This is a genomic window from Adhaeribacter terreus (assembly GCF_042657365.1).
In the GTDB taxonomy this organism is placed as follows: domain Bacteria; phylum Bacteroidota; class Bacteroidia; order Cytophagales; family Hymenobacteraceae; genus Adhaeribacter_A; species Adhaeribacter_A terreus.
The window spans coordinates 93,630-106,006 of record NZ_JBHSKT010000006.1; the positions used below are offsets into that span (position 1 = coordinate 93,630).

Sequence of the window (12,377 nt, forward strand, 5' to 3'; positions counted from 1 at the left end):
ACTGAAAAGGATGCTACAAACGGAAGAGTTACTGGCAGGAAAAAAAGTCCTGATCGTGGACGATGACGTTCGCAATATTTTTGCCCTTTATTGCTACCTGGAAAGTTTCGGAATGGATATTCATACGGCCGAAAACGGCTTGAAAGCCCTGGAATTTTTAAACCGCAAACCCGAAACCGACCTGGTTTTAATGGACATGATGATGCCCGAAATGGATGGTTACGAAGCCATTGAACATATCCGGGAAAACGAAATACTGCACGATCTGCCGGTAATTGCCGTAACCGCCAAAGCCATGAAAGGCGACCGCGAGAAATGCCTGGAAGCCGGTGCTTCGGAATACGTTGCCAAACCGATAAACCTGGCCGAGCTCTGCGAAAAAATGATAGGCTTAGTAAGCCAAAAACCCGGGTATGATCAATAGCAGCGAATTAAAAGAACTTCTGGAATCGATCCGGTTTGTGTATGGCTACGATTTTACCGAATACGCAGAAGCGTCGGTCATGCGGCGGATCGATCATTTCATGAAGGGAAACAATATTACAACGCTTCAGGAATTAGCTGGCATTTTGCTGCGCGATGAGAATTTCTTTGCGCGCTTTGTGCAGGAATTCACCGTAAACGTTACCGAAATGTTCCGCGACCCGAATTTTTATCAAAGCCTGCGGAAAAATGTGCTCGGTCGCCTGGCCACCTACCCATTCATCAAGATCTGGATAGCAGGTTGTTCTACCGGCGAAGAAGTTTATTCCATTGCTATTTTACTGAAGGAAGAAGGCCTGCTTGACCGCAGCGTGATCTACGCCACCGATATTAATCAGAAAGCATTGCAGGCGGCAAGAGATGGTATTTTCAGCATGGATCTGATGAAGAATTATACGAGCAATTATCAGAAAGCCGGCGGCAAAAGTTCATTTTCGGATTATTACATTGCCAAGTACAATTCTGCCCTGATCGATAAATCGCTGAAACAGAACGTTGTATTTTCCATTCATAACCTGGCCGTAGACCGTTCTTTCAATGAATTTCAGCTGATCTTGTGCCGCAATGTGCTAATTTATTTCAATCAGAGCCTGCAAAACAAAGTAATTAACCTGTTCTATGAAAGCCTTTGTCCGTTTGGTTTCCTGGCGTTAGGCAACAAAGAATCGCTGCTTTTTTCCGATAAACAAAAGAATTTCGAAGACATCGATAAGCGGGAAAAGATCTACATCAAGGCGAATTAATTTGCGTATGCGAACACATGAAATACGAAGCAATCGTGATCGGAACATCGGCGGGCGGTTTACTAGCCTTAACCACCTTGTTAGAAGCTTTGCCGGCAGATTTCCCGCTTCCTATAATTGTGGTGCAGCACCGTTCCAAAGATGAACGCAACCTGCTCGAAGAACTACTTTCGCAGAAATGTAAAATTGCGATAAAACAAGCCGACGAAAAGGAAAAGATCGAAAAAGGAGTGGTTTATTTCGCGCCGCCGGATTATCATTTGCTTATAGAACGCGACCAGACTTTTTCGCTCAGTTATGATACCAAAGTGAATTACAGCCGCCCGGCCATCGATATTTTATTTGAAACTGCGGCATTTGTTTACAAGCAGCATTTGTTAGCCATCATTCTGACCGGCGCCAACGCCGACGGCGCAAACGGTATCAAAACCATTAGAAAAACTGGCGGCACAACCATTGCGCAAAACCCGGCTTCGGCACAATTTCCGGCCATGCCGCAAGCTGCCATAGATACCGGCTGCATCGATAAAATTCTGGAACTCACCGAAATTAAGGATCTGCTGATCGGGCTTGGTAAACGTTAATTTTTATAATGTCGAAGAAAGAGAAGATCAATATTTTAATTGTTGATGATAAACAAGCGAACATCTTTGCCCTGGAACAGATGCTGGCCAAACCCGACCGCAATTTTATCAGCGCAACTACCGGCAACGAAGCGTTAAAAACGGTTCTGAACAAAGATATCTGCCTCATTATTCTGGATGTGCAAATGCCCGAAATGGATGGTTTTGAAGTCGCCCAGATCCTGAAATCGAACAAAAGGACCAAAGATATTCCCATCATTTTTGCTTCCGCCGAAAAGAAAGAGCACCAATTCATGATGAAAGGCTTCGAGGAAGGCGCGATTGATTACCTCTACAAGCCGCTCGATAAGGACATTACGGAGGCCAAAGTTTCGGTGCTTTTAAAGCTGCATCTGCAGAAAAAAGAACTGGTAGAGAAAAATGCCGCGCTCGAAAAATTTGCCCTTCTCATCAACAATTCCGCCGACCTGATCTGTATCATAAACCCGGGAAACCTGAAATTTGAAGAAATAAATCAGGCAGCTTTTCCGTTGCTGGGCTATAAACCCGAAGACATAAAAGACACGACTTTAGACTTTTACCTGCCGGAAGAATACCGTTTTAAACTCCGGAAATTAAGCCGCGAAACCAAAGAAAAATTCTCTTTCGAATCCCAGATCCTGGATAAACAAAGAAGGCTGAAATGGTTTCACTGGAACGTTGTGAACAAGATCGGTTTGTGGTTTGCCAACGCCCGCGACATAACCCAAGCCAAAGAAGTTGAGGAGATCAAGAATTACCTGGCTGCGGTGGTAAAACAATCGAACGATGCGATCTACCTGCACAACCCCGAAGGCAAAATAATTTCCTGGAACCAGGGCGCCGAAAATATTTATGGTTTCTCCGAAAAAGAAGCGCTGGACATGCACATCTGGAACATGGTGCCGAATTTTTTAATGCAGGAAGCGCAGGCCGCGGTAGATTCCATTTTAGAAGGCAGGCAAATTCAGGCGCTGGAAACCAAACGCATAACCAAATTCGGCCGAATCATCGACGTGGTTTTTTCCGCTTCCGTCATTACCGATTCCGATAATAATCTGAAATCCGTAGCTATTACCGAACGCGATATTACGCAGCAGAAAATTGCCGAACAGGAAATCAAACAACTGAACAGCAACCTGAAACGAAACGTGGCGCAGCTGGAAATAACCAACAAAGAACTGGAGTCTTTTTCTTACTCGGTTTCGCACGATCTGCGCGCGCCTTTGCGCGCCATAAACGGTTATTCCGGCATTATCGTCGATGAATTTGGCGGGCAATTCAACGACGAACTGAAACGCTTATTCGGCATTATTCAGAACAACGCAAAAAAAATGGGCTTGCTGATAGATGATCTTTTAGCGTTCTCGAAACTGGGCCGGAAAGAAGTGGTAAAAATGCCGGTAAACACCACCGAAATGGTAAACCAGGTTCTGAAAGAATTGCAAAACGGTATGGTTTCGGGCCTAAAAACTGTGGTGCACGATCTTTTACCTGCCGAAGCTGACCCCGCCCTGCTCCACCAGGTATTTGTGAATCTGCTCTCCAACGCCATTAAATATTCCTCCAAAAAACAAAATCCGGAAGTAGAGGTAAATTCATTTGAAACAGAGGATGAAAATGTTTATCTTGTAAAGGATAATGGCGCCGGCTTCAGTATGGATTATGCGCACAAACTTTTCGGGGTTTTCCAGCGGCTCCATTCCGACGAAGAATTTGAAGGGACCGGTGTTGGCCTGGCCATTGTGCAACGTGTAATTGTGAAACATGGCGGCCGGGTCTGGGCCGAAAGCGAACCTGGAAAAGGCGCCAAGCTTTATTTCTCGCTGCCCAAACCGGCCACAACCTGAACTATGAATAAAGATACCTGCGAAATACTTCTGGTAGAAGATAATGTTGATGATGCGGAACTGACCAAAAGGGCTTTCCGGAAGAATAATTTCAACAATTCGTGGCTGCATTTAAAAGACGGCGAAGAAGCCCTGAATTTTATTTTCTGCGAAGGCAATTTTAAAGAACGCAACATTAACGACGTACCAAAACTGATCTTGCTAGATCTGAAAATGCCGAAAGTTGATGGCATAGAAGTGCTTCGCAAAATAAAGCAGGACGAACGCACCCGCATTATTCCGGTGGTAATTCTGAGCTCTTCGAAAGAGGAAAAAGACATGCTGGAAACTTATAAACTTGGCGCCAACAGCTATTTTGTGAAACCGGTAGAATTCGATGGTTTTGTAACTGCAGTTTCGAACCTTGGCCTGTATTGGCTGCAACTAAATCAATTACCAAATCAGCTTTGAGTATGGAGCCTGCTGCTATTAAAATCCTCATCCTGGAGCACGACCCGAACGATCTGGAATTGCTGCAATATGCGTTGAAGAAAACGGCGTTGCCTTACGTTTCAGAAGTTGTACAAACGCGCGAAGCCTTTATAAAAACCATCCAGGATTTTGGACCGGATATTATACTTTCCGATTTTTCACTTCCAACCTTCGATGGCCTTTCCGCATTTAAAATAAAGCAGGAATTATGTACCAACACGCCTTTTATCATCGTTTCGGGCACTATTGGGGAAGAAAACGCAGTAGACCTTATTAAGCAAGGCGTTACCGATTATGTACTGAAAGAAAGGCTGTACCAGATCGGCCCTAAAATTACCCGCGCCATAAAAGAAGCTGAAGAAAGCCGGAAAAAAGAACTTGCCGAAAAAGAAGTAGCCAGGAAGCGGAAACAGCTAAAGGCATCTTACAAACAAACCCGCAACCTGCTGGAAAGTATTTCGGAAGGCTTTTTTGCCGCCAATAAGAACTGGACTGTAACGTATTGGAACCATGCGGCCGAAAGGTTGCTTCTCACGCCAAAGGAAAAAATTCTGGGCAAAAACCTTTGGGATGTTTTTGAAGCGGCCGTGCACACCCGTTTTTTTGAAGAGTACCACCGGGTAATTACCGAACAGGTACCCATTACTTTCGATGAATACTTCGCGCCTTTAGACCGCTGGTATGAGGTAACTGCCGCACCGGCAAACGACGGCCTGACCGGTTTTTTCAGAGATGTAACCGAAATGAAACTTGCCCAGGAAAAAATAAAGCATAATGAAAAAAGATTCCGGGCACTTTTACAAAACAGCACCGATGGTTTAACCTTATTAAGCGCAGACGGAACGGTAATAGAACGAACGCCTTCGGCAATAAAGATCCTTGAATTAGATTTTTCCGAAGAATCCGGAAAATTCAGGTTAGACTTAGTGCATCCAGATGATCTGTCTGCAATTGCAAACGCATGCGAAGCAGTTAAAATGCAACCCGAGCAAGCACAATTAATTGAGTACCGCATGCTTATGCCTGCAGGAAATTACAAATGGATAGAAGCGAATGTGAATAATCAGTTAGGAAACCCGGCTGTAAACGCTATTGTCATCAATTTCAGAGATATTACAGAAAGAAAATTAGCTGAACTGGCTCTAAGAAAGCATACAATTATGCTTAATAAAGGAGAAGAAATGGCAAAATTGGGAAGTTGGTATGAAGAAATAAATACGGGAATCGGGTACTGGTCAGAAGAAACCTTCCGGATATTCGGATTAATGCCGGGCGAAATTGTTCCTTCCAAAGAAGCATACTTTTCCTTCATTCACCCCGAAGACCTTCCTGAAGTAGAAAAGATAATAGCACAATCATTTGCATACCATAATGGTGTGGCAATGCACCACCGGATCATCCGGAAAGACGGTGAAATAAGAAACGTGTATCTGGAAAGTAAATTTGACTCTAACCATAATACGAAGGAAGATATCTTATTTGGCGTTTTGCAGGACGTTACTGAACAAAAAAAAGCCGAAGAAAATTTAAGAAAAAGCGAAGCACGCTTAAAAGAAGCGCAGGCAATAGGCAAAATTGGTAACTGGGAGATCAGTTACGCGACTGGAAAATCTGAATGGTCGGATGAAATTTACCGGATCTTTGGTGTTGAAAAAGAATCTGTGGAGCCTGCAGCTGAAACATTTACCAGCTTTATTCATCCGGAAGATCTTGAGCTCGTTACAAATACGGTCAATTCAACTAAAGAAAAACTAATGCCTGGTTCGGCAGAATTCCGGTTTTTCCGGCCTGACGGCGAAGCACGATATGGTTATTCAGATTGGCGGTATAAAATTGATAAGCTAGGAAACCCGACTAGTATTTTTGGCATTTTACAGGACATTACCGATAAAAAACTAGCAGAACTTGCGCTTGAACAAAGCGAAGCAAAATACCGCAGTCTGTTCGAATTAAGTCCGATACCGATGTGGGTTTTTGATGTAGAAACCTATCAATTCTTACATGTAAACGAAGCCGCAGTCCGCCATTATGGTTATAATCATGATGAATTTCTTTCGATGACAATTAAAGATATCAGGCCCTCAGAAGATATCGGAACTCTGGAAACAACTGTGCAAACAAATGCTCGCTCGGGCATTTTTCACTTTGGAAACACCGAACATATTCTTAAATCTGGTGATATTATTCAGGTAGAGATACAGAGTAATTTAATAGATTATGAAGGTAGAAAAGCCCGGATCGTGCTGGCCCGGGATATAAGCGAAAGGTTGCGTTATATTGAAGCAATTGAAGATCAAAACGAAAAGCTACGTGAAATTGCCTGGATACAGTCGCATGTAGTGCGCGCTCCTTTAGCCCGAATAATGGGACTGACAGCATTACTAAAATCCAATCATGTACCAGACTCCAATACACTGGAATTACTGAATTACCTGGTAGATTCTGCAAACGAACTGGATGGAGTAATTAAAAATATTGTAAAAGAAACCGAAAACCTACAAAAGATAGCTTAAAGCAAGTTTTACTAATGCGAAAGTCTTCAGGAATATTCATCATTGATAAACCTTCATAGATTTTCACTTCATTAGTTTTCAATAACAAAAATCCCGCTTTACATAAAATGGAGGGGGATTTTTGTTTTAGTAATTTCTCCCTTTGGTTAGGATTTATAAAGTTTAAAAGCTTCCATTACTATTCAAATCAGAAAACGCTACCGAACAGATTATGCGAAAAACAAAAGCATTAAATCTTTCTTATAAATTCTCAATTATACCCCGGTACTCCCGGCCAATTGGAATTGAAATGCCGTTTACTTCCACCATTTCGGCGGTGTAAGATTCTATTTTGGGAATGGAAATGATGAATGACCGGTGGATCCGTTTGAAAAGTTGAACCGGTAAAAGTCGCTCAATTTCCTGTGTACTCATTTTAGTTAAGTATTGCTGTTTTATGGTATTGATCTTAATGTATTCCCGCTGGCTTTCAATATAAACGATCTCGGAAAACAGTATCTTCACTTTCTTTTTCTGTACATTCAGAAAGATGAAATCCTTTTCTTCTACCCTATCATTAGTTTTTAACTTTTCGCTTTGGGCGGTTTTCACCTTATTCACAGCAACTAAAAAACGTTCGAACGCAAAGGGTTTCAGCAGGTAATCAGTTACGTTCAGATCGAAACCTTGTACCGCATACTGGTGATACGCCGTGGTAATAATTACCGCCGGTGGATTCATTAACGTCTTTAAAAAATCCATGCCTTTTAACTGCGGTAAGTGAATATCCAGAAAGATCAGGTCGGTGGCATGGTCGCGGAGAAATTCAATGGCCAGCAAAGCATTTTTAAAAGTAGCCTGCAATTCCAGGAAAGGAACCTGCACAATATATTCCGCTAAAAACTGAACGGCCAGCGGCTCATCTTCTATTACAATGCACCTTATTTTAGACATGGCTTGCCAGGTTTATTTTTAAAGTAGCCGTAAATTCCTTTTCGCGGCGATGAACGGTTAACTGGTAATCGGAATAAAGCAGTTGCAGTTGTCGCCGCAAATTAGAAAGCCCGATGTTTTCTTTTACCGGTTTCTCACCCGCCAGTTCGCCAACGGAATTTTTAACTTCAAACGTTAATTGCTGCTGCTTCACCACCATTTCAATCGTTACGAAAGCCTGCTCACTTGTTTCTGCAACGCCGTGCTTAAACGCATTTTCCACTAACGGAATTAATCAAAGCGGTGGTACAAGCTGCTGAGGGTTTTCAATTTCAAAGTCCAAATTTAGTTGCAACGATTCGTCGTAACGCAGTTTTTCCAAAGCAATGTAATCGCGGATAATTCCAAGTTTCTGCTCCACCGGTATAAACGCCCCTACTTCCGCTTAACAATTAAACGCCGGTTTTATTTCCGGGAAAAGCATTATTATATCTGGTCTGGCAAAAAACTGAAACCCATCGGCAAATTATAACATAAAACGCTATTATTTTTAAGGGAAAAAGTATTGCCGAAACTACAACAGAAAACGGTAGGCAAAAGTGTTTAAAAACTGGTGCATTTTAATTTAGCTGCTGCATCGTATTTTTTAAGTCCTCTTCTCAGAATTTCATAAAAAGCGGAATCCGGGTGATCTGACGGAGGTGCAGCAGTTCCGTTTCTGAAGAGATCTGCAAAAACACATCTGCGCCGCGGCGGGTAATTTTAAAGTTCCCGCCCATCAGTTTCTGAAAAGCATCATCATTTTCAAACAAAACCGCGTGCGAAATATCTTCCGAATGAAAATTCCGGAACAGCACACTTACCTGCTGATGTTGCTGGTAATTTTTTATTCCCATAATAGCATTTCTGGTCAGGTTTGTTTTCTGAGTAGCATTAAGCTGCCATTCGCGGCAATTGCAGGTATTTCATGGCTTCGTTGCGGGAGATCAGTTCAAAAGCGTTGAGCAGATTTTGGTTGCAGCCAGTATTGTATCCTTTCAGGTAAAAGCCATTGGTGGTCTTATACACAATGAAATTATGACGGCCGTAGGGTGCAGAAGCATTACTGGCCAGCGGAGCGGCTTTCCGCAGATCGAAGGGTTTTCCGCAGGCGGTCCGGATGATGGATGCGTTTAGATCTTTCATGCCGTAAAAGTACCTGGGCAATATTACCGGGTCGTAAATACCGCATTAAGCTTTTGAAAAAACGGTATGGTTTTGAAGTGCAAAAACATACCGTTTTAAACCGGAATTTCGAACTTTATAACCATTTCCAGAATTTATATTTCCTTAATACCGCCTTAATTTTCTATTCATACTTCTGGCGTAATTTTGTACTGTATAAAAACAGTTTCATTGAACAGCAAGCTCTGAAAAGTAATTGTGTAAAGGTGATTGAAGCAAAAGCCCCGTTACAAAGCGGGGCTTTTCTATTTTTTGTCAGTTCAGAAAAACCGGCAGCAAAAACGCTATGGTTTCAGGCTAAAAAACTGCTTTACGTTATTTACCGTTTAACCGAACTTAGAAAACCAATTACACTAAAAAACGCGCAGGTTCTGCCAGCGCGTTTTTTCATTTTATTCCAGGAAATTCAGGCTATAAACCGAGCTTAACGCAACGAACTTTTCAGCTCGTTCATTAGCAGTTCTTCCCGGTAAATGTTTTTGAAACGGTCGGTAACCTGCACGGTAATTTTCTGCGCATTGGCACTGGGTTTGGCAAAGAAAAGATGCTCGGTAAACTGCGGTTCCACCCACTTATGTTTGCTTGGTTTGGCAGCGCCTTCATGTAATTCTACAGAAAGCGGATCGAGGCCGGTTTCGCGCTGCATCTCTCCCATTTGCTTACCGTCTTCCAGCCATTCCACTGTCCATTCCGGGTCCCAGTTCCAGACGTTGGCCGCAAAATATTCTGGTTTATCTTTCACTTTCCCTACTGGGTAAACGCGCAACTGGTGCTCTTTCGGCAGGTTGGTGGCTTTGTAATACCACTCAATTTCGCTGCCATTCACTTCGTAAACGCCGTAGCCGCTCGGCGTACCATCGAAGCAGATCGGACCGGTCCACCAGGCGCCGCAAACGGTGCCGTGCACGTGCTCAATGATGTTTTCGCCTTCAAAAATTTTCTCGTTAAAATGCGTGTGCCCGGAATTGATATGCGCTTTAAAAGGCTGCAATAAACGGTAAAGTTCTTTGCGGTTGGCTACCACCCCACCAATGGCTTCTTCTTTGGCTTTATCGCGGATATGTTGGCGCGTGTAAACCGGAATATGCACGTTTACTACCACCGTACTTCCCGGTTTTACGTGCGAAAGATCCTGTTCCAGCCAGGCCAGTTGATTCTCGGTAATGTAGCCGATGTATTTTTTTGCCGTTCCGATAAAGAACACGTCGTCAAGCACCACGTAATGAATTTCGCCGCGGTTGAAGGAATAATACGTCGGGCCGAAAAGTTTTTTGAACGTTTCCGCCGAAAACTCATCGGTGCGTGCTGCAAGGTCCATGTCGTGGTTACCGATCACCTGGAAAAACGGAATACCGGTTATATTCAGAGCTTCCTGATAATCGTCGAACAATTCAAATTTATCCCAGACCAGATCGCCGCAGCCAATGCCGTGGAAAAGTGCATTTTCGCCGTAGCTGCTTACCAGTTTTTTCAGGTCCGGCGCCGGTTCACTTTTCAGTTGCGCCGCATCGCTTTCCGAAATTATCTGCGGATCGGCCCACACCACAAAATTGTGCTTCGTATCGTCCTGGGTAAGTTTTTTCAGCTCAAAATCTGCTTTGAATTTTCCGCGTTCGGCTGCTATTTTTTTATAGAAACGGGTTATGCTTTTTTCATTGGTAAATTCGTAGCCGCGCGGTATGGAAATGTACACAAATTCGGCGGTGGCATTGCTGTCTAATTCGTAGCGGCCTTTGGCATCGGTCAGCACTACGTTGTAACCATCGGTTACCGCCACGTTGGCAATTCCGCTGCCGTTGGCCTGCACTTTTCCGCTCAGTTTTATAATGGAAAGATCTTTGCCTTTTACAGGCGCTTTGTAAACCGGACCAGCCTGCACCAAACCCGGCGCCAGCGATAAACCAATACCGGCAATGCCTAGATTTTTCAGGAAATCTCTTCTTTGTATGCTCATGAAATTTTAATGAAAAGGATGTTATGTTTTTTGAGTGAGTTTGATTTTGCGCTTCGTAAGGAGTTTTTTATGCTAAAAGCATAGCGTTTTCAACCACCCCCAACCCCTCCTTTTCAAGGAGGGGTTGGGGGTGGTTGACTTTTTCAGCTCTAAACCATAGCGTTTTTCCAGCATTATTTTTCCCACCAGACTTTGGTATTGATGTTGTCGCCGCCCATATTTGCCACTGCCTGCTGGTAATTTGCGCCGTTGTTGGTTTGCTGGGTGGTCGGGTATTGCAGGCGCGAAGGCAGCGTTTTGTTGTTCAGCATGCCGTCGCCTTTGGGCAGAACCGGGAAACCGGTGCGGCGTACTTCAAACCACTGCTGGTTATCGTTGAAGAAAAGTGCGTAATATTTCTGCAGCATAATGCGTTCCAGGGTATTGTTGTAAGCGGCTTTCGGGTTGGTAAAATACGTAGCCGGTAACGTTGCGCCCCACTGATCAATAGCAGCTTTCACCCCGTTTTCATAATGCGTTTGCGCAGCCCCGGCCGTAATGCCTTTTTGCGCCAATTCAGCTTTCATAAATTCCACTTCGGCGTAAGTCATGATCACGGAAACCATCGGGGCGGTAGCCAAGGCAATATTCAGGTTAGAGGGCGTGTAAGCAAACTGCGCATCGGAACCGGCATAACCGCTCGGAATACCTTTGTAACCCAGATCGGTACCGTCTTTGGCTTTCGCTTTGGTAACCCATTTGGCCAGGCGCGGATCGCTCAGATCGTTCAGGTTTTCAACAAAAAACCCGGAAGCAGCGCGGAAAGTAGTAAAGTCGATTGCCCGGCCCCAGGGCGAAACATTTGGCGTTACGCCCGTAATTTTCAGAATAGCTGCTTCATCGTTCTTCGCAAAAACCGGATATTTTGCCGGATCTGCAACCATTTCCGCCAGCTTCGCATTCGCATTCATTTCCGAACGTTTGGAAACGCGCAAAAGCAGGCGCATGCGCAGCGAATTGGTGAATTTTCTCCAGTTCGCAATATTGTTGTTGTAGAGAATATCGGTGCCGTACAGCATCGGTTTGGTAGCATCGTACAAGCCGTTGGCTTTTTCCAGATCGGCTAAAATTCTGGTATAAATTTCCTGCTGCGTGTTGTATTTCGGGTAGTAAATTTTATCGGCTGCGCGGCTGGCTTCATCCATCGGCACATCGCCAAAAATATCGGTGAGCATGGAATATACCCAGGCGTTCAGGGTTAAGGAAATGGCCTGGTAATTAGGGTCATTGGCTTTTTCGGCAGCCGCCTGCATTTCTTTGATATTGGCCAGCCAGCGGTAATACGTATTCCAGGTAGAATTTCCGGTGCTTTCGGTAAGGTTATAGCGGTGAATGCCGCCCGAAGAACTCGGAAAAGGTAAGGCATCCTGCATCAGATCGAAGGTAAAACCGCTGCTGCGGTTGGTATTAAAGGCAGCCACTTCGTAAATGATCGGGTTCAGCAACGTGCCCGGATTAATGCTTTCGATGCGGTTCGGATCGATGTTGTTCTTCTCGAAATCGTCGGTACAGGAAGTGCTGATGGTACTCAACGTTATCGCAAAAAGGAAAAATCTTTTTAATGATCTCATGATTTTTTTATCGGT

The 12,377-nt window shown here is 44.0% G+C and carries 12 protein-coding genes; 6 read left to right on the forward strand and 6 right to left on the reverse strand.

The window, feature by feature from the left end; genetic code table 11:
- Positions 1–10 precede the first annotated feature (10 nt).
- Genes ACFPIB_RS11275 through ACFPIB_RS11300 form a run of 6 tightly spaced genes read left to right on the forward strand, consistent with a single transcriptional unit; the run spans position 11 to position 6,662 of the window.
- Positions 11–424, forward strand: a complete 414-nt coding sequence (locus ACFPIB_RS11275) for a response regulator (RefSeq protein ID WP_378017561.1) — start codon at positions 11–13, stop codon at positions 422–424.
- Positions 414–1,226, forward strand: a complete 813-nt coding sequence (locus ACFPIB_RS11280; protein ID WP_378017562.1) for a CheR family methyltransferase — start codon at positions 414–416, stop codon at positions 1,224–1,226. The genes ACFPIB_RS11275 and ACFPIB_RS11280 overlap by 11 nt, the downstream gene beginning before the upstream one ends.
- 17 nt (positions 1,227–1,243) lie before the next feature.
- The gene (locus ACFPIB_RS11285) at positions 1,244–1,810 is read left to right on the forward strand and encodes a chemotaxis protein CheB (RefSeq protein WP_378017563.1); all 567 of its coding nucleotides are present in this window, start codon (positions 1,244–1,246) and stop codon (positions 1,808–1,810) included.
- A gap of 8 nt (positions 1,811–1,818) precedes the next feature.
- Entirely contained in the window at positions 1,819–3,678 is a 1,860-nt protein-coding gene (locus ACFPIB_RS11290; protein WP_378017564.1) for a hybrid sensor histidine kinase/response regulator, read from the forward strand.
- Positions 3,679–3,681: 3 nt separating this feature from the next.
- Positions 3,682–4,128, forward strand: a complete 447-nt coding sequence (locus ACFPIB_RS11295; RefSeq protein ID WP_378017565.1) for a response regulator — start codon at positions 3,682–3,684, stop codon at positions 4,126–4,128.
- A 2-nt stretch (positions 4,129–4,130) separates the two neighbouring features.
- On the forward strand, positions 4,131–6,662 hold the full coding sequence (locus tag ACFPIB_RS11300) for a PAS domain S-box protein (RefSeq protein WP_378017566.1): 2,532 nt from the start codon (positions 4,131–4,133) through the stop codon (positions 6,660–6,662).
- A 240-nt stretch (positions 6,663–6,902) separates the two neighbouring features.
- On the opposite strand, the gene ACFPIB_RS11305 is transcribed toward ACFPIB_RS11300, so the two are convergent.
- The 6 genes from ACFPIB_RS11305 to ACFPIB_RS11330 all read right to left on the reverse strand — a co-directional run bounded on the left by ACFPIB_RS11305 (position 6,903) and on the right by ACFPIB_RS11330 (position 12,362).
- Complete coding sequence (locus ACFPIB_RS11305; protein ID WP_378017567.1) at positions 6,903–7,595, reverse strand: LytR/AlgR family response regulator transcription factor; 693 nt, start codon at positions 7,593–7,595, stop codon at positions 6,903–6,905.
- On the reverse strand, positions 7,588–7,857 hold the full coding sequence (locus ACFPIB_RS11310; protein WP_378017568.1) for a LytS family sensor histidine kinase: 270 nt from the start codon (positions 7,855–7,857) through the stop codon (positions 7,588–7,590). The genes ACFPIB_RS11305 and ACFPIB_RS11310 overlap by 8 nt, the downstream gene beginning before the upstream one ends.
- Positions 7,858–8,233: 376 nt before the next feature.
- Positions 8,234–8,470 (reverse strand): hypothetical protein, encoded by a 237-nt coding sequence (locus ACFPIB_RS11315; protein WP_378017569.1) that lies wholly within the window; start codon positions 8,468–8,470, stop codon positions 8,234–8,236.
- A gap of 37 nt (positions 8,471–8,507) precedes the next feature.
- Positions 8,508–8,759: a hypothetical protein gene (locus tag ACFPIB_RS11320; protein WP_378017570.1), complete on the reverse strand. Its 252-nt coding sequence runs from the start codon at positions 8,757–8,759 to the stop codon at positions 8,508–8,510.
- 463 nt (positions 8,760–9,222) lie between these two features.
- Positions 9,223–10,752, reverse strand: a complete 1,530-nt coding sequence (locus tag ACFPIB_RS11325) for a calcineurin-like phosphoesterase C-terminal domain-containing protein (protein WP_378017571.1) — start codon at positions 10,750–10,752, stop codon at positions 9,223–9,225.
- A 173-nt stretch (positions 10,753–10,925) separates the two neighbouring features.
- On the reverse strand, positions 10,926–12,362 hold the full coding sequence (locus tag ACFPIB_RS11330) for a SusD/RagB family nutrient-binding outer membrane lipoprotein (protein ID WP_378017572.1): 1,437 nt from the start codon (positions 12,360–12,362) through the stop codon (positions 10,926–10,928).
- Positions 12,363–12,377 lie beyond the last annotated feature (15 nt).